The sequence below is a fragment of the Bradyrhizobium monzae genome, from assembly GCF_021458635.1.
Taxonomy (GTDB): Bacteria; Pseudomonadota; Alphaproteobacteria; order Rhizobiales; family Xanthobacteraceae; genus Bradyrhizobium.
On the sequence record NZ_JAIRDQ010000004.1, the window covers coordinates 390030 to 408161 of the forward strand.

Genomic DNA, 18132 nt, shown 5'->3' on the forward strand with positions numbered 1-18132 from the left:
GGGTCTGGCGTCCGGGAGACCCTACAGACTGGGGTTGGAACCCGCTTTTTTCGCCCCCGCTGGACGCATGTGGCCCCCCCAAGGGGTGAGGGGTGACTCACTCCTATAAGACTACCTAAATACCTCAAATCTGAGGGGAACCAGGCCCTCCCGGAGCCTCCGGCAGGGCCTCAATTTTCGACGGGAAAGCCGAAAAACGGCTATCTCCGCCCTCATCCTGAGGAGCCCGCGCAGCGGGCGTCTCGAAGGATGGCCACAGGCGAGATCCCGGCCTTCATGGTTCGAGACGCGCCTTCCGCGCTCCTCACAATGAGGAGCTCTATTCAGCCGCAAGCGCCTGTGTTGCGTTCGGAGTCGCTGCCGAGACCATGAAATCATGGATGCGCGGCACGATTTCCGACTTGAAGCGCGAACCGTTGAACACGCCGTAATGTCCAACGCCCTTCTGGACGTAATGAACGCGGCGATGATCCGGAATCGAGCTGCACAATCCGTGCGTTGCTTCGGTCTGACCGAGACCCGAGATGTCGTCGTTCTCGCCTTCGACCGTCATCAACGCAACGCGCGTCACCTTGGAGGGGTCGACCCGAGTTCCACGATGCATCATCTCGCCCTTCGGCAGCGAATGCTTCACGAACACGGTGTCGACCGTCTGCAGGTAGTACTCGGCCGACAGGTCCATGACCGCGAGATATTCGTCATAGAAGTCGCGATGCTTGTCGACGAGGTCGCCGTCACCCTTCACCAGATTGGCGAACAGGCGCTTGTGAGCGTCCATGTGGCGGTCGAGGTTCATGCTGATGAACCCGTTCAGCTGCAGGAAGCCCGGATAGACGTCACGCATCATGCCCGGATGCGGGAACGGCACCTTGGTGATGACGGTGTTGCGGAACCAGTCGATGCCGCGTTCCTGCGCGAGCTGGTTCACCGCGGTCGGATTGCGGCGGGTGTCGATCGGGCCACCCATCAGCGTCATCGAGGTCGGCACGAAAGGATCGCGGCGCGCTTCCATGATCGAGACGCCGGCGACCACGGGCACGGAGGGCTGGCACACCGCCAGCACATGGGTGTTGCCGCCGAGGACGTGCAGCATCTCGATGACGTAGTCGATGTAATCGTCGAGATCGAAGCGGCCTTCGCTCAAGGGCACCATGCGGGCATCGGCCCAATCGGTGATGTAGACCTCATGCGCCGGCAGGAAGGCCTCGACCGTGCCACGGAGCAGCGTCGCATAATGGCCGGACATCGGCGCCACGATCAGCACGCGCGGCTGCGGGCTGCGCAGCGGACGGGCGAACTTGCGATCGAAATAGAGCAGCTTGCAGAACGGCTTTTCCCAGACCGGGCGGACCTCGACGGGGACGCGGATGCCGTTGACCTCGGTGTCGTTGAGACCCCATTCCGGCTTGCCGTAACGGCGCGTGGTGCGCTCGAACAGTTCGCAGGCGGCAGCCACCGACTTGCCGACCTCGGTGCGCGCCCAGGGATTGAGCGGGTTCTGAAACAGCAGCTTGGTCGCATCGGTGACGGCGCGTGCCGGATTGAGAGAGGCCTGCGCCATCTCGTACATCCAGTACATCGGCGTCGTCAGGACCGGGCTGCCTTCATTAGCCTGGAGCGGTACGCCGCCAAACTCACCAATCGGCATGATCAAATTCCTCTTCGCATCGCAGCATACTGCCGAATGCGTAATATTGCGTCAATGCATGCTTCCGTACATCTACGTGGCGTAGACCGTTAAATCCGCCTGAATCCACGGGAAAGTGACGTTATTCGCCGCCTGCGAGCAGCGAGCCGTGCTTTTTGGCGCTGCGCAAAAGGGCAAGGAATGCCCAAAAGGAAGCAACCAGAAGACCTGCGTTGATGGCCAACGCGCCCAGCATCAAATCGGTCCGGAAGGTGTTCTCGATCAACAGCGCGCGCATCCCCTCGAACACGTAGGTCGGCGGCAGCGACCAGGCGACGTATTGCAGCCAGGCGGGCAGCACGCTGACCGGATAATAGATGCAGGCGAGCGGCATGATCGCGAACATCAACGTCCAGACGATGCTCTCGGCGCCAAGGCCGTTCCGCAGCACCAGGCCGGAAACGAAGATGCCGACCGACCAGCTGGTGAAGATCAGGTTGCAGAAGAAGGCGATCAGCGGCAGGCCGAGGCTGTAGACATTGAAGTGAAAGAACGCAATCGCGAGCAGCGTCATCGGAATGACGCCGATCGCCAGCCGGATCAGGCTCATCGCCATCAGCGACAGCAGAAACTCGATCGGCTTTAGCGGGCTCATCATGAGGTTGCCGAGGTTGCGCGCCCACATCTCTTCCAGGAAGGAGATGGAGAAGCCGAGCTGGCCGCGGAACAGGATGTCCCAGAGGATGACGGCGCCGATCAGCGTGCCGCCGGCACGCGCGAAGAAATTGGCGTTCTGGGCGATGTAGAGCTGAAGAAAGCCCCAGGTGATGATCTGCAGCGCCGGCCAGTACAGCAGCTCCAGCAATCGCGGCCAGGACGACATCAGGAGATACCAATAGCGCAGGATCATCGCGCCGATGCGTTGCGCCGAGATGCCGCGGTGGAGGAAAAGCTCGCTCATCGCGCCGCATCCTCTCTGGCACCGTTCGTCCGTCCGCGCGCGACGTCCAGAAACACCTCCTCCAGCGTGGTGCGGTTATAGCGGGCCATGATGGCGTCGGGCGTGTCGTCGTCCTCGACGCGGCCGCGCTTCATGATGATGACGCGGTCACAGAGCCGCTCGACCTCGAGCATGTTGTGCGACGCCAGCAGGATGGTGGCTCTGTTGTCCTTGCGATAGCGTTCCAGGTGCGCGCGCACCCAGTCGGCCGTGTCGGGGTCGAGCGAGGCGGTCGGCTCGTCCAGCAGCAACAGCTCGGGCTCGTTGATCAGCGCCTTCGCCAGCGCGACGCGGGTCTTCTGCCCGGCCGAGAGCTTGCCGTTGGCGCGGTCGATGAAATCGTTGAGATCGAGATCATCGGCCAGCTTCGCGATGCGGTCGGCGAGGTTTTTGACCGCATAAAGCTTGCCGAAAATGGTGAGGTTCTGCCGCACCGTGAGCCGCATCGGCATGTCGACATAGGGGCTCTCGAAGTTCATCCGCCCAAGCACGGCCGCGCTCTCCTCGGGCATCCGATGCCCAAGCACCTGCACACGGCCGGAGGTCGGCAGCACCAATCCCATGATCATCGCGATGGTGGTGGTCTTGCCGGCACCGTTGCCGCCCAAAAGCCCCGTGATGCTGCCGCGAGGAAGCATGAAGGAGATGCCGTCCACCGCGCGGGTCTGCTTGTAGAGCTTGACCAGGCGATCGACCTCGATGGCCGCGGACAAAGTGCTGTCCGCGACAGTCGGCCGACTTGAAGCCTTCGAGTTCTCAGTCATGCTAAGGGCGTTCTTCCGCCATTGCGCGGTGGAGTGCAAGGCTTGTAACTCCAAGGCTTGTAACTCCAAAGGCTTGTAGCTCCAAAGGCTTGTAACTCGTTGGAAGCAGTGGGCCAGCGTGTTTGTGATAGGACACGCGCACCGCTAGATTGGCCTGTCATGACCGAGACCGCCGCCTCCGACTTTCGCCCGTCGCAACGACACATCCGCCTGGACACGATCCTGCGGCTGCGCTGGCTCGCCGTGCTGGGCCAGCTGGCCGCGATCTTCATCGTGGCGCAGGGACTCGAGTTCGATGTCGCCATTGTCCCCTGTGTCAGCATCATCGGCCTGTCGGCGGCGCTCAACCTGGCTCTGCAGACCGCCGCCAACCCGATGCAGCGGCTGGAGCCGCTTCACGCGGCCGGGCTGTTGGCATTGAACATCGTGGAACTGGCCGGGCTGTTGTTCTTCACCGGCGGATTGCAGAACCCGTTCTCGTTCCTGTTTCTCGCGCCTGTCCTGATTTCGGCCACCGCGCTGCCGGCCCGATTGACCTTCGCTCTCGGCTTGCTGGCCGTGGCCTGCGCCTCGATCCTGTTCTTCTTTCACTTCCCGCTGCCATGGGACTCCGAAGATCCCGTGGTGCTGCCGCCGATCTATCTGTTCGGCGTCTGGCTTTCGATCGTGCTCGCGATCGGCGTCACCAGCCTCTACTCGTTTCAGGTGACCGAGGAGGCGCGCAAGCTCGCCGACGCCTTGGCCGCGACCGAGCTGGTGCTGACGCGCGAGCAGCATCTGACCCAGCTCGACGGATTGGCCGCCGCCGCCGCGCACGAGCTCGGCACGCCGCTTGCGACCATCTTCCTGATCTCGCGCGAGCTGGAAAAGACCGTGACCGATCCGGTCTTCGCGGCGGACCTGAAGACGTTGCGCGAGCAGACGCAACGCTGCCGCGACATTCTGAGCAAGATCACCCAGCTGTCCTCCACCGGCGCACCGTTCGACCGCATGAAGCTGTCGGAGCTGATCGAAGAGGTGGTGGCGCCGCACCGCGATTTCGGCGTCGACATCAAGGTGCGGATCGCAGTGGCCGCGACGGTCGAACCGGTCGGATCGCGCAATCCGGCGGTGCTCTATGGCGTCGGCAACATCATCGAGAACGCCGTCGACTTCGCCAACTCCACGGTCGAGGTCAACGCGTGGTGGAACAATGAGACGATCGAGATCGTGATCTCCGACGACGGCCCCGGCATTCCGCCCGATCTCATGAACCGGATCGGCGAGCCTTATTTGTCGCGGCGACGCACCCAGGATGCCGGCGGCGGTCTGGGGCTCGGCGTGTTCATCGCCCGCACGCTGCTCGAACGCACCGGCGCCAAGGTCTCGTTTACCAATCGGACCTTTCCGGAACATGGTGCAGTGGTACAGATCGCGTGGCCGAAGGAGCGTTTTGAGGCTATCGAGAGCCTAGAAGAAACAATAGGATAGGGCGCGACCTTGCGTCGCACATGCGGGCCGATCGACTATCGGCGGCCTTGGCACCGCCTGATTGCGACGCCATATGTGGATGTGCAGGAGAGAGGACAAAACCTTGAACGCCATCGCCGAACTGAACGAACAGACCGACCGCTCGCTTCTCATCGTGGAGGACGACAAGCCGTTCCTGGAGCGCCTGTCGCGCGCCATGGAAACACGCGGCTTTGCGGTGACGTCATGTGACACGGTCTCCGATGGTCTTGCGCAGATCGGCAAGTCCGCCCCGGCCTACGCCGTGGTCGATCTTCGCCTCGGTGATGGCAACGGTCTCGACGTCGTCTCCGCGCTGAAGAAGAAGCGGCCCGAAGCGCGCGCCATCGTGCTGACCGGCTATGGCAACATCGCCACCGCCGTCACCGCGGTGAAGATGGGCGCGATCGATTATCTCTCGAAGCCCGCGGATGCCGACGACGTCGTCGCAGCCCTGCTCTCGACCAGCACGGATAAATCCGAGTTGCCGGCGAACCCCATGTCGGCCGACCGCGTCCGCTGGGAACACATCCAGCGCATCTACGAAATGTGCAACCGCAACGTCTCGGAGACGGCGCGGAGGCTGAACATGCACCGCCGTACGCTGCAGCGGATTCTGGCCAAGCGCGCGCCGAGGTAAAGGTGCGTAGGGTGGGTAGAGCGAAGCGAAACCCACCATCTTCGCGGTTTGCATTGAAAGTGATGGGTTTCGCTTCGCTCTACTACGAATTCATTCCCAAAAATCCGCATGTCCTTGCGGATCGACCAGGCGGTTGATCCGCAACGCAGCGGCCATTCCAAACCGCACCGTCATCTGCTTGCGCGTGGCGGCTGCGATCTTGTGCTCGGGCGCTTCGCAATGCATGTGCGCGCCATAGGCGTCCGCGATGATCAGACCGGTGCCTTCGGGGAAAATCTCGCACGGCAGATCCTGCGTGAAGGCGAAGAACAGCCGGTCGCAATGGGCGCGGTACTCGTGCCATTTCTGATCGGCACGCAAATCCTCGACCGACGATTTGATCTCGACGATCCAGATCTCGCCGCGCTCGTTCAGCGCCACGAGATCAGCGCGCCGGCCCGACGGCAGCGGCAATTCGCTGATGCAGGTAAAACCGAGCGACCGCAGCAGCCGCGCGGTGCCGCGCGCGATCGCGAGCGCCGTCTCGGATTGACGGCGGTCCGGCGGCGGCACGAGGGCGATGCGGGCGGGGCTGTCCATGGGAAAGGAGGATAGCCGATTCCATTCTCGCTGTCGTCCCGGCGAAGATGAAAGCGGAACCTCCCCTCCACCTCGCACTTATCACGCAGCCGCCGCACCTCGGCGGGAGCATCGAGGGCGTTCGCGCATGATCGACGATCTCTGGTACAAGAACGCCATCATCTATTGTCTCTCCGTCGGCACCTATATGGACGCCAATGGCGACGGCGTCGGTGACTTCAAGGGCCTGTTGCGCCGGCTCGACTATCTGCACGGGCTGGGCATCACCACGATCTGGCTGATGCCGTTCCAGACCTCGCCGGGCCGCGATGACGGCTACGACATCGCGGATTATTACAGTGTCGATTCCCGCTACGGCACGCTCGGCGATTTCGTTGAGTTCGCCCATGGCTGCAAGCAGCGCGGCATCCGCGTCATCATCGATCTCGTCGTGAACCACACCTCCGACCAGCATCGCTGGTTCAAGGAGGCACGACGCGACAAGAATTCACCCTATCGCGACTGGTATGTCTGGTCGGACAAGAAGCCGGCCAACGCCAACAAGGGCATGGTGTTTCCCGGCGTGCAGAAATCGACCTGGACGCGCGACAAGGAAGCCGGCGCGTATTACTTCCACCGCTTTTACGATTTCCAGCCCGATCTCAACACCTCGAACCCGCAGGTGCAGGCGGAGATTCTGAAGATCATGGGCTTCTGGATCCAGCTCGGCGTCTCCGGCTTTCGCATGGACGCCGTGCCCTTCATCATCGCCACCAAGGGCGCGAAGGTGAAGAAGCCAACCGAGCAATACGACATGCTGCGGACCTTCCGCGAATTCCTGCAATGGCGTGAGGGCGACGCCATTATTCTGGCCGAAGCCAATGTGCTGCCGGAAACGGACCTGGAATATTTCGGCAAGGACGCCGACCGCATGCACATGATGTTCAACTTCCACGTCAACCAGCATCTGTTCTATGCGCTCGCCTCCAGCGACTCGCGACCGCTGGCCAAGGCGCTGAAGGCGACCAAGCCGCGGCCAGCTTCGGCGCAATGGGGCCTGTTCCTGCGCAATCACGACGAGCTCGATCTGGGACGGCTGACCAAGGCGCAGCGCGACACCGTGTTCGGAGCGTTCGGCCCCGACAAGGACATGCAGCTCTACGATCGCGGCATTCGTCGCCGGCTTGCGCCGATGCTCGGCGGCGACCGCAGGCGGCTCGAGCTTGCCTACAGCTTGATGTGCACGCTGCCGGGAACGCCCGTGATCCGCTACGGCGACGAAATCGCGATGGGCGACGATCTGTCGCTGCCTGAGCGCAATTGCGCGCGGACGCCGATGCAATGGTCGACCGAGCCGCAGGGCGGCTTCACCAAGAACAACAAGCCGGCCAATCCCGTCATCGACAAGGGGCCATACGGCTATGAGCACGTCAACGTCGCCAAACAGCGGCGCGATCCCAATTCGATGCTGAACTGGACCGAACGCATCATTCGCATGCGCAAGGAGGTGCCCGAGATCGGCTGGGGCGATTTCGCAGTGATACCGACCCGCGATCCCGCCGTGTTCATCATGCGCTATGACTGGCGCAACAATTCCGTGCTGTTCGTGCATAATCTCGACGAAAAGCCGCGCGAGACGGCGTTCTCGGCCGGGCTCCCCGGAGATGCCGGCGAGCACCTGATCAATCTGCTCGCGGAGGACCACAGCCACGCCGACAAGCGCGGCCAGCACCGCGTCGTGCTGGAGCCGTATGGGTACCGCTGGTACCGCGTCGGCGGGTTGGATTATCTGCTGAAGCGGAGTGATGTCGGCGGGACTAGCGCGGGTAACAAGCATCCGGGGTGATGTCAGCGATGCAGCCTCTGCTCCGCTGCTTCAACGATCGTCATTGCGAGCGCAGCGAAGCAATCCAGCCTGCCTCCGCGGAACGATTCTGGATTGCTTCGCCACGCTCGCAATGACGGGGACAGAATGTCGACTACGGCTATGAGGGCGGCTGCACCACCACGCCCTCATTCCCCCGCAGATCCAGCACGCCCTCCAGCCGCTCGCCCGCGCGATCCAGGAATGTCGACAGCAAGATCTCGCTGCCAAACCGTATCGCGCTCGTCGTCACCGCGATCGGCTCCGGCCCGAGATTGAGCACGACGATCAGCGCCCTGCCCTCGGCCTCGCGGCGATAGACGAGCAGATCGCCCTGCGCGGCGATCGGATGATAGTCGCCGGCGACCAGTGGCGGGCAGCTCTTGCGCAACGCGATCAGGCGCTTGTACAGGCTGAGAATCGAGCGCGTGTCGGCGTCGAGATTGACGACGTTCTCGTGCACGTGATCCTCCGGCAGCGGCAGCCACGGCCTGGCTTGCGAGAAGCCGGAGAAATTGGACGAATCCCACTGCATCGGCGTGCGGCAGCCGTCGCGCCCCACCCCGATGCCGGGCACGTTTTTCTCGAAGGGATCGCGCACATCCTCCGGCGCGATCGCGAGCTGGTGCATGCCGATCTCGTCGCCGTAATAAAGCGTCGGCGTGCCGCGCAGGGTCAGCAGCAGCATCGCCGCAACGCGGGCCTGTTCGGGCCCGACGCGGCTGGCGACACGCGGGCGATCGTGATTGCCGAGCACCCAGTTCGGCCACGCGCCCTTGGGCAGCGCCTTCTCATAGTCGTCGATGATATTCTCGATCGAACGCGCGCTCCAGAAGGTCGAGAGCAGCGCGAAATTGAACGGCATTTGCGCGCCGGTGAGATCGTTGCCGTAATAGGCCATCAACCGATGCAGCGGCAGATAGACCTCGCCGATCAGCACCCGCGCACCAAAGGCGTCGGTGACACGCCGCATCTCGGCGATAACGTCGAACACCTCCGGCTGGTCGGTGGAGTATTGCGTCAGGATCTTTTCGTTCGGAGGCCGGCCCTCGACATAATGCGGGTTCGGCGGATTGTCGCGAAACTCGGCATCCTTGATCAGGTGCCAGATGACATCGACGCGAAAGCCGTCGACGCCCTTGTGCAGCCAGAACCGCATCACGTCGTAGATCGCGGCGCGGACCTCGGGATTGCGCCAGTTGAGGTCCGGCTGCTGGGCGAGGAAGGCGTGGTAGTAATATTGACCGGTCGCGGCGTCGACCTGCCATGCGCTGCCGCCGAATTCGGACAGCCAATTGTTCGGCACGCCGCCATCGGCGGCCGGATCGCGCCAGATGTACCAGTCGCGCTTGGGGTTGTCGCGCGAGGAGCGGCTCTCGACGAACCAGGGATGCTGATCGGAGGTGTGGTTCGGGACGAGATCGAGGATCAGCTTCAGGCCATGGTCATGCGCGGCCGCGAGCAGCGCATCGAAATCCGCCATCGTGCCGAACAGCGGATCGATGCCGGTATAGTCGGAGATGTCGTAGCCGAAATCGGCCATCGGCGAAGGGAAGATCGGCGACAGCCAGATCGCGTCGACGCCGAGCGATTTCACGTAAGGAAGACGCCGCAAAATGCCGGCGAGATCGCCGACGCCGTCGCCGTCACTGTCCTGAAACGAGCGTGGATAGATCTGATAGAAGATGCCGTCGCGCCACCAGTTCTCGCCGTCCTGAGCCATCTCGAGATCCACCCGGAAATCTGCCTGCGCGAAAGAACGCGGCAGCAACGCCCCGGTTCAAACAGCCACGCGAATTGGGACGGCCGTGTGACGGCGGGGACGGTTGTTCCGCTTGCAGGCCACGACTATTTTGCTTGGCGGCGCAGCAAAAATCGGCATTGTGAGGCCATGACCGAGCAAAACGACACCCAGCAATCCTCGCAGGCCAAGGCCGGCGCGATCATCGTCCCCGTGACGCTGTTCGAGCAGAACTGCACCATCATCTGGGACGAACCTTCCAAGAAGGCCGTGGTGATCGACCCCGGCGGGGACGTGCCGAAGATCCTCGAGGCGATCAAGCAGACCGGCGTCACGGTCGAGAAGATCTGGCTGACCCACGGCCATATCGACCATGTCGGCGGCGCCGCCGAGTTGCGCGATGCGCTCGAGGTGCCGATCGAGGGCCCGCATGCCGCGGACAAACATCTACTCGACAACGTCGTGGAGAGCGGCGCACGCTTCGGCATGACGGAGGTGCGCAATTTCGAGCCGGACCGCTGGCTCGACGAAGGCGACACCGTGTCGATCGGCGGTCTGACGTTCGACATTTTCCATTGCCCCGGCCATTCGCCGGGTAGCGTGGTGTTCTTCAACAAGGATTTGCGCTTTGCCCATGTCGGCGACGTCTTGTTCGCAGGCTCGGTCGGGCGCACGGACTTGCCCGGCGGCAATCACGCCACGCTGATCAACTCGATCATGACAAAGCTGCTGCCGCTCGGCGACGATGTCGGCTTCATCTGCGGCCATGGCGCCGGCTCGAGCATCGGCCAGGAGCGGATGACCAATCCGTTCATCACCGGCGAGATGTGAGCATTACTCGGCGGCGTCGACGAGCGCCGCCGTCTCGGCAAGGTTGCGCTCGCCCCATTCGCGGATGGCCGCAACGACCGGCACGAAGCTCTTGCCCTTGCGCGTCAGGCGATACTCGACCTTGGGCGGCACCTCGCCGAAATCCTTGCGATCGATCAGGCCACTCGCGGTCAGCGCCTTCAATTCGCGGCTGAGCACGCGTGGCGTGATCTCTGCGCTGCCTGATGTACCGCGCAACAGGCCGCTCCTGATCTCGCCATAGCGGCGCGGGCCGTCCTTCAGATCCCAGACGATGCGCAGCTTGTACTTGCCGCTGATCATCTTTTGAAAGGCTGCGACGGGACAGCTGCGTGCTGGAACTGCCTTCGGCATGTCGTCTCCTCCGTGAAGAGGAGGATAGGAGCAGCGCCGAAAAAGTCCATACTATCAATTTTGTCCATACTTGCAGGATGGCGCACGAGCCGCAGATGATGGTGCACAGCGAACCGGGAGCGTCACATGAAGCACTTCGTGATCAAGTACGAATTCAAGAACGGCACGACGGAAGACTGGCACCAGGAGATCGGCCGCTTCATCAAGGCGATCGACAGTGACCCCGAGCTGAAAGGGCGGCTCAGCTATCGCGTCCTGAAGAACCGTGACGACGGCCACTATTTCCATCTCGCCAGCGTCACGGACGATACCGTGCAAAAGACGTTGCAATCGCGCGACTTCTTCAAGGCCTATACGGAGATGACGCGGAAGGTGGCGGCCGGCGGCGAGGTGACGGTGACGCCGATCGAGATGATCGGCGCGACGGCCTGACCTACTTCATCAAACCTGCGGCGGTCAGCGCGCGCGTGATGACCTGGCCGAGATCGAAGCCGCGGGAATGCTCGCGCTTCGGCTCGGCCCGCTCGTCGGCGACCGCAGCCCGGATCGAGCGGGCGAGATGCGGGGCGGAGGTCAGCGCAGGCTTCGGTGATTTCGGTTCGGCCTTCTTCTTGGCCGCATCCGGAATCCATCCGGTGAGGCCAAAGAACTTTGCGATGTGGTAGGACGACGAAATGCCGGCCTCGATCAGGAACGCGCCTTCGACGCCGTAGCGCTGGTCGTTGTCGGCAAGGCCCAGCGGCGTTCCGTGCGCCATGCCGGTGATGGCGTAGGACTCGACCAGCGTCTCGCCGTCCTTGTTCCACCAGGCCTGGCGCGGATAGCCATCGACATTGGTCTCGGCCATTGGCGTCATCGGCAGATCGTGCAAATCGAGCCACTGCTTGACGATCTCGTTGGCATTGCCGGGGTTGACGGTGCGGTCGGCGCTGCCGTGCCAGACCGACACCTTCGGCCAGGGCCCGCGATGATTGGACGCCCGCCGCACGAAATCGCCGAGCTCACGCTCAGGCCGCGCCGGGGAATGGAACATGCCGTCCAGCGCCTCGCGCAAATTCGACGCGATGCCGTAAGGAAGGCCTGCGATGATCGCGCCGGCTGAAAACACCTCCGGATAGGTCGCGAGCATCACCGAGGTCATGCCGCCACCGGCGGACAGGCCGGTGATGTAGATCCGCCTGGGATCAATCCGGTGCGTCTGCACCATATACGCGACCATCTCGCGGATCGATTGCGCCTCGCCGCCGTCGCGCGCGGTGTCTTCCGAATTGAACCAGTTGAAGCAGGTGTTGCCGTTGTTGATGCGCTGCTGCTCCGGCATCGCCAGCGCGAAGCCATAGTGGCGCGCGAGCGTCGACCAGCCCGCACCGAGATCGTAGCCAGCCGCCGTCTGGCCGCAGCCGTGCAGCACGACGACGAGCGCGCGCGGCTTCTGCAATTGCGCGGGCACGAACGCGAACATGCGCAGATTGCCGGGATTGTCGCCGAAACCGGTGACTTCCTGCAGCGGACTGGAGGCATCAGCGCTTGCGCCAAAGTCGGGCAAGCGCAGACCATCCATCCTTGGCAGATGTCTCAAGAGGTCGACATTACGGGCTAACGACACGGCAAATTCCTGGTGGGCGGCTTTCAACGTTTACCCAGACCAGATAGTTGCTGCAGTGCAAAATGAAAAGACCGTGTGCTGTCGATATGCCGGAATCACGCAAAATCCCGCGGATTTCCGCACATATTGACCGCACTGCCTCAACTTCGTGCAGATGCGTGGCGCATCCACGTCAGGAATGCGGCGCAGATCATGATTAACGCCGCAAACAGCGCGAGCGAGGCGAGAAATCCTGCGCGGGTTGATTGCAGCGCTTCGATCGCGAAGAACACCGCGCCGATTGCGGCCACTCCGGCCGCATTTCCGATCTGCGCAATGGTGCCGTACATGCCCGACGCCGAGCCTGCCGCGACGGGTTTGACGGTCGAGAGCACCGCGCCCGACAGCGGCGCCATCACCATGCCCTGACCGTAGCCGAAGATGAGCATGACGAACGCAAGCGCGATCGGGCTCGGCATGTCGACAGAGCCGACCAGAAGCGCGAGCGCGGCGAGACCCCCGATCTGCAACGCGCAGCCCTCGATCAACACCTTGGTGCCGCGATGCTTCGCCCGCGCAGCGCTGTGCCGCGAGGCCGCGACGAACGCGAGTGCGAGCGGAACGAGGGCGAAGCCGGCGGCGAGCGGCGCAATCTTCAGGCCGCGCTGCATGAACAACGTCATCACCAGATAGAACGAGAGATTGGCGACGAAGAAAAAGAAGGCCGCACCGAGCCCGCGCAGGAAGACGGCATCCGCCAGCAGCGTCAGATCGATCAGCGGCATGCCCGCGCGCGCAACGACGTGCTCGAGCTTCAGGAATCCTGCGAGGATCGCACCGCCGCCCAGCATCACCACCCACAGCCACGGCGCCCAGCCGGCATCGTGACCGAACAGCAACGGGCCGATCAGGCACAGCAACCCCGCGAACAGCACCACGCTGCCCTTGATGTCGAGCCTGGTGCCGGCCCGACGCGGCACCGACGGCATGATACGCCAGGCGGCCGCGGCAATGACGAGGCCGCAGGGCACGTTGACGAAAAATACCGAACGCCAGCCGCTATGGGCAATATCCATCGTCACCAACAGTCCGCCGAGCACAAAGCCCGCCGCGCCCGCGAGCCCGAGCGCGATGCCGTAGATACCGAAAGCGCGGCTGCGTGACTCGTCCGTGAACAGCAGATGCAGCGTGGCCAGCACCTGCGGCACCATCAGCGCGGCAGTCGCGCCCTGCGCCAGCCGGGCAATGATCAGCTCGGCACCGGATTGCGCCAGCCCGCACCACAGCGACGTCGCGGTGAAGCCGAGCACGCCGGCAAGAAAGACGTTCTTCGTGCCGTGGATATCGCCGAGGCGACCGCCGGTGACGACCAGCGTGGCATAGGCGATCAGATAGATCGCGATGACGGATTCGATCTGTGCCGGCGTCGCGTGCAGGTCGACCGCGATGGTGGGAATCGCGACGTTCACGATGAAGGCGTCGACGCCGAACATGAACTGCGCGGCGACGACGATCGCCAGCACCCACCAGCGGCGGGTCGAATCGACGGGCTTTGTGACGGTTTGATGCATTTTCGCGCGAGCCTTCCGCGATTTATTTGCGCTTCAAACTCGCAGATCGGCATTATCCCTGCGATTACCTCGGAGGTAGGGCTTGCCCGTCCCAAAGCGCGCCGTCTCAACGCATGCCTGCATTCCGCCTTGCGGGACATCGCGCGATTGCGTTCGTGCTGTCTGCCACGTAGCCTCCGCCTACCTAACAAACAGAAAATGACAGCCGGAGAGAATGCCATGGCGCGCCTGAAGTTTGGAGCCTTCCTTGCCCCGCATCACCCGATCGGGGAGCATCCGATGCTTCAGTTCCGGCGCGATCTCGACCTGGTCGAGCAGCTCGATGCGCTCGGCTATGACGAATTCTGGTGCGGCGAGCATCACTCCTCCGGCTGGGAGATGATCGCCTCGCCCGAGATGTTTCTGGCCGCGGCCGGCGAGCGCACCAAGCGCATCAAGCTCGGCACCGGCGTGGTGTCGCTGCCCTATCATCATCCCTTCAACGTGGCCCAGCGCATGGTGCAGCTCGACCACATGACCGGCGGCCGCGCCATCTTCGGCTCCGGCCCCGGCGCGCTGGCGTCGGACGCGCACACGCTCGGCATCGACCCGATGACGCAGCGCGACCGCCAGGACGAAGCCATCGCCGTGATCCGCCGGCTGTTCAACGGCGAGCGCGTCACCGCCAAGAGCGACTGGTTCACCATGAACGACGCCGCGCTGCAGATCCTGCCGCTGCAGGAGGAAATGCCGTTCGTGGTGGCGTCGCAGATTTCACCGTCGGGCATGACGCTCGCCGGCAAATACGGCATCGGCATCATCTCGCTGGGCTCGATGACGACGCAGGGCCTGATGTCGCTGCAACAACAATGGCAGTTCGCCGAGGATGCCGCCAAGACGCACGGCACCACGGTCAGCCGCGCCGACTGGCGCGTGCTGCTGAGCTTCCACATCGCCGAGAGCCGCGAGCAGGCCCGCAAGGAAGCCGGCGCCGGGCTGATGCGCTGGCACAACGAATATAATGTCGGCACGCTGCAGCGGCCGGGCCTCGAGGCGTTCTCCTCGCCCGACGAGGCCGTGGACAAGACCGCCTTCGTCGAGGGCGCGGCGTCCACCATCGGCACGCCCGACGATCTCGTCAAAACCATCAAGAACGTGATGGACGTGTCCGGTGGCGTCGGCGCCGTCATCGGCTTCGTGCACGACTGGGCCAATCCGGAAGCCACGCGCCGGAGCTGGGACATGGTCGCGCGCTACGTCGTGCCGGAGATCAACGGCTACATCGACGGCCTCCGCAAGTCGCAAAAGTTCGTGATCGAGAACCGCGCGATTTTCGAGCGCGCCGGTCAGGCCGTGATGGCCAAGATCATGCAGAACGAGAAGGCTGCCGAGGCGCTGAAGGTGACCGGCTCCGGCCGCGTCGCGATTCCCGCCGTCAATGCGCCAGATCTGCAGAAGGAAGCGGCCAAGCGCTAGGCCCTATTGGCGCCACGCTTGTAACGACGTTCACAGGCAAGACATCTCGGCCTGTGCTATGCTGGACTGGTCAGCCAACCGGAGCAATCGTCATGTCGATGCAGAATGTGGCCTCGCCTGCGCTTCAGTACACCGCGCCCAAGCGCAACCAGCTGACGCACATCCCCGGTGACGAAGGCTGGCCGATCATCGGCAAGACCTTTCAGGTGCTCGCCGATCCCAAGGGCCACATCGAACGAAGCGGCGCCAAATACGGCCCGGTTTACCGCACCCACATTTTCGGCGAGACCAATGTTGTGCTGCTCGGGCCCGAGGCCAACGAGCTGGTGATGTTCGACCAGCAAAAGCTGTTTTCGTCGACGCACGGCTGGAACCATGTGCTCGGCCTGTTGTTTCCGCGCGGATTGATGCTGCTCGATTTCGACGAGCATCGGCTACATCGCAAGGCGCTGTCGGTCGCGTTCAAGTCAGGTCCGATGAAATCTTATCTGAGCGATCTCGATCGCGGCATCTCCGCGCGCGTTGCGCAGTGGAAGGCCAAGCCTGGCGAGATGCAGCTTTATCCGGCGATGAAGCAGCTCACGCTCGATCTCGCTGCGGCGTCTTTCCTCGGCGCCGATATCGGGCCGGAAGTCGACGAGATCAACCGCGCTTTCGTCGATATGGTCGCGGCCGCCGTTGCTCCGATCCGAAAGCCCCTGCCGGGCACCCAGATGGCGCGCGGCGTCAACGGGCGCAAGCGCATCGTCGCATATTTCCGCGAGCAGATTCCGCTCCGCCGCGGCAACCACGGCGGCGACGACCTGTTCTCGCAGCTCTGCCGCGCCACCCATGAGGACGGCGCGCTGCTTTCCGAGCAGGACATCATCGATCACATGAGCTTTTTGATGATGGCCGCCCACGATACGCTGACGTCGTCGCTGACGTCGTTCATCGGAGAGCTCGCCGCCAACCCCGACTGGCAGAGCAGGCTGCGCGCGGAAGTTCTCGCGCTCGGGCTCGCTCCCGGAGCGCCGAGCAGTTTTGATGATCTCGAAAAAATGCCGCTGACGGAGATGGCCTTCAAGGAAGCGCTGCGGATCAAGCCGCCGGTGCCCTCGATGCCGCGCCGCGCGATGCGCGATTTCACCTTCAAGGGCTACACGATCCCGGCCGGCACGGCCGTCGGCGTCAATCCGCTCTTTACCCACCACATGAAGGACATCTGGCCCGAGCCGGATCGCTTCGACCCCCTGCGCTTCACCGAGGAAGCCCAGCGCAATCGCCACCGCTTCGCCTGGGTGCCGTTCGGCGGCGGCGCGCATATGTGCCTCGGCCTGCACTTTGCCTACATGCAGGCGAAATGCTTTGCCCGGCACTTCCTGCAGAACATCGAGGTGTCGCTGGAGCCCGGCTACAAGCCGGACTGGCAGATGTGGCCGATCCCGAAGCCGACGGATGGGCTGAAGGTCAGGGTGAAGGCGGCGTGAGCCTCAGCCGTCATTGCGAGCGAAGCGAAGCAATCCAGACCGTCTCCGCGGAAGCAGTCTGGATTGCTTCGTCGCTTCGCTCCTCGCAATGACGGAAACTCGGTCTCGATCTCGGAAATTGCGTGGGCACGCTGCGCTTTGCCCACCCTACGGCACCTCTGCCGGAGCGCCTACGCGCCCTGATCGAAGGCCTTGCGCAGGGCCGTCAGGCCCTGCTGCTGCTGGGTCCAGTTGCGGCCACCGGTGACGGCGCCGTCGACGACGAGATCGTGGCCGTTGACGAAGCTGGATTCGTCGCTTGCCAGGAACACCGCGGCGTGGGCGATGTCGTCAGGTAGACCCGCGCGCGGGATCGGTTGGGCGGTCTTGTAGACGTCGCGCAACATGGCAGGGGTCTGCTCGGCAGCATCGGTCGAGAGTCCCAACGCCTTGCCGAAGATTCCGGTCGCGATCGCGCCGGGCGAGATCGAGTTAACACGCACGTTGGATTCCCCGAGCTCCATCGCCACGCATTTCGTCAGATGAATCACAGCGGCTTTGGCCGCGCCGTAAACCAGCGAGGAAGAATAGCCGGCAAGACGGCCGGCGATGCTGCCATTGTTGATGATGCTGCCCGCCCCCTGCTTCTTCATATAGGGCGCAGCATGCTTCATGCCGAGCATGACGCTGCGCACCAGGGTCGCCATCGCCGTATCGAAGCGCTCGACCTCGAGACCTTCGATGCCGCCCGTCTGCGCCGGGCCGCCGGCATTGTTGAAGAGGCAGTCAATCCGGCCGAATTTTTCCACCGCGAGCGCGATCAGCGCCTGCATCTGCGCTTCGACGGTCACATCTGTCTGGCGGAAAACGCAGGCAACGCCGAGCTGCTTCGCCAGCGCCTCGCCTTCCGGTATACGCCGGCCTGCGATCACAATTTTGGCACCTTCGGCAACGAAGACTTCAGCGGTACGCAACCCGATCCCGCTCGTCGCCCCCGTAATCACCGCAACTTTGCCGTCAAGCCTGCCCATGGAATGTCCCTGTTTTCGACTGATTTGAAGCCAAATGGCGGACACCGATCGATGACGTCACGACGACAATCGGCGCCGCAGGAATCACTATTCCCGCCGGCTCCCGACAAGGCAAGCTTTGCTTGCGCATGCGAGATGCGTAACATCATGTCCCGTC

The 18132-nt window shown here is 63.3% G+C and carries 16 protein-coding genes; 7 read left to right on the forward strand and 9 right to left on the reverse strand.

Translation table 11 applies throughout. From position 1 onward, the window contains the following. Nucleotides 1-319: 319 nt before the first annotated feature. The 3 genes from K3F49_RS18195 to K3F49_RS18205 all read right to left on the reverse strand — a co-directional run bounded on the left by K3F49_RS18195 (nt 320) and on the right by K3F49_RS18205 (nt 3391). Nucleotides 320-1648 carry a polyhydroxyalkanoate depolymerase gene (locus K3F49_RS18195; protein WP_234682322.1) on the reverse strand — a complete coding sequence of 443 codons (1329 nt, stop codon included), beginning with the start codon at nt 1646-1648 and terminating at the stop codon, nt 320-322. A 121-nt stretch (nt 1649-1769) separates the two neighbouring features. Further along, nucleotides 1770-2588, reverse strand: coding sequence for an ABC transporter permease (locus K3F49_RS18200; protein WP_234682323.1), 819 nt, complete (start codon nt 2586-2588; stop codon nt 1770-1772). After that, nucleotides 2585-3391 carry an ABC transporter ATP-binding protein gene (locus tag K3F49_RS18205; protein ID WP_234682324.1) on the reverse strand — a complete coding sequence of 269 codons (807 nt, stop codon included), beginning with the start codon at nt 3389-3391 and terminating at the stop codon, nt 2585-2587. The genes K3F49_RS18200 and K3F49_RS18205 overlap by 4 nt, the downstream gene beginning before the upstream one ends. 159 nt (nt 3392-3550) lie before the next feature. On the opposite strand from K3F49_RS18205, the gene K3F49_RS18210 reads away from it, so the two are divergent. Together K3F49_RS18210 and K3F49_RS18215 are read left to right on the forward strand one after the other, a co-directional pair. Further along, complete coding sequence (locus tag K3F49_RS18210) at nt 3551-4861, forward strand: ActS/PrrB/RegB family redox-sensitive histidine kinase (protein WP_234682325.1); 1311 nt, start codon at nt 3551-3553, stop codon at nt 4859-4861. A gap of 103 nt (nt 4862-4964) precedes the next feature. Then, a complete protein-coding gene (locus K3F49_RS18215; RefSeq protein WP_276575394.1) occupies nt 4965-5519 on the forward strand; it encodes an ActR/PrrA/RegA family redox response regulator transcription factor in 555 nt (184 codons plus the stop codon). A 90-nt stretch (nt 5520-5609) separates the two neighbouring features. Here the strand turns inward: K3F49_RS18215 and K3F49_RS18220 are convergent, their stop codons facing one another. Next, complete coding sequence (locus K3F49_RS18220; protein ID WP_234682327.1) at nt 5610-6098, reverse strand: MmcB family DNA repair protein; 489 nt, start codon at nt 6096-6098, stop codon at nt 5610-5612. A gap of 127 nt (nt 6099-6225) precedes the next feature. Here K3F49_RS18220 and K3F49_RS18225 point away from each other — a divergent pair, with 127 nt between their 5' ends. Continuing rightward, on the forward strand, nt 6226-7923 hold the full coding sequence (locus K3F49_RS18225) for an alpha-amylase family protein (RefSeq protein ID WP_234682328.1): 1698 nt from the start codon (nt 6226-6228) through the stop codon (nt 7921-7923). A 139-nt stretch (nt 7924-8062) separates the two neighbouring features. Here K3F49_RS18225 and K3F49_RS18230 read toward each other — a convergent pair whose 3' ends face one another. Next, complete coding sequence (locus tag K3F49_RS18230) at nt 8063-9664, reverse strand: alpha-amylase family glycosyl hydrolase (RefSeq protein WP_234682329.1); 1602 nt, start codon at nt 9662-9664, stop codon at nt 8063-8065. Between the two features lie 168 nt (nt 9665-9832). Between K3F49_RS18230 and K3F49_RS18235 the strand changes: the two genes are divergently transcribed. Continuing rightward, nucleotides 9833-10513 (forward strand): MBL fold metallo-hydrolase, encoded by a 681-nt coding sequence (locus K3F49_RS18235; protein ID WP_234682330.1) that lies wholly within the window; start codon nt 9833-9835, stop codon nt 10511-10513. A gap of 3 nt (nt 10514-10516) precedes the next feature. Here K3F49_RS18235 and K3F49_RS18240 read toward each other — a convergent pair whose 3' ends face one another. Then, entirely contained in the window at nt 10517-10885 is a 369-nt protein-coding gene (locus K3F49_RS18240; protein WP_234682331.1) for a winged helix-turn-helix transcriptional regulator, read from the reverse strand. Between the two features lie 126 nt (nt 10886-11011). Here K3F49_RS18240 and K3F49_RS18245 point away from each other — a divergent pair, with 126 nt between their 5' ends. Continuing rightward, nucleotides 11012-11317 carry a hypothetical protein gene (locus K3F49_RS18245; protein WP_234682332.1) on the forward strand — a complete coding sequence of 102 codons (306 nt, stop codon included), beginning with the start codon at nt 11012-11014 and terminating at the stop codon, nt 11315-11317. 1 nt (nt 11318) lies between these two features. Here the strand turns inward: K3F49_RS18245 and K3F49_RS18250 are convergent, their stop codons facing one another. Continuing rightward, nucleotides 11319-12491 carry an extracellular catalytic domain type 1 short-chain-length polyhydroxyalkanoate depolymerase gene (locus tag K3F49_RS18250; protein WP_234682333.1) on the reverse strand — a complete coding sequence of 391 codons (1173 nt, stop codon included), beginning with the start codon at nt 12489-12491 and terminating at the stop codon, nt 11319-11321. Nucleotides 12492-12631: 140 nt separating this feature from the next. Continuing rightward, nucleotides 12632-14041: an MFS transporter gene (locus tag K3F49_RS18255; protein WP_234682334.1), complete on the reverse strand. Its 1410-nt coding sequence runs from the start codon at nt 14039-14041 to the stop codon at nt 12632-12634. 219 nt (nt 14042-14260) lie between these two features. Between K3F49_RS18255 and K3F49_RS18260 the strand changes: the two genes are divergently transcribed. Both K3F49_RS18260 and K3F49_RS18265 read left to right on the forward strand, forming a co-directional pair. After that, nucleotides 14261-15496, forward strand: a complete 1236-nt coding sequence (locus tag K3F49_RS18260) for an LLM class flavin-dependent oxidoreductase (RefSeq protein WP_234682335.1) — start codon at nt 14261-14263, stop codon at nt 15494-15496. Between the two features lie 92 nt (nt 15497-15588). Continuing rightward, nucleotides 15589-16965, forward strand: a complete 1377-nt coding sequence (locus K3F49_RS18265; protein ID WP_234682336.1) for a cytochrome P450 — start codon at nt 15589-15591, stop codon at nt 16963-16965. Between the two features lie 170 nt (nt 16966-17135). Here the strand turns inward: K3F49_RS18265 and K3F49_RS18270 are convergent, their stop codons facing one another. Beyond that, complete coding sequence (locus tag K3F49_RS18270; protein WP_234682337.1) at nt 17136-17975, reverse strand: SDR family NAD(P)-dependent oxidoreductase; 840 nt, start codon at nt 17973-17975, stop codon at nt 17136-17138. Nucleotides 17976-18132 lie beyond the last annotated feature (157 nt).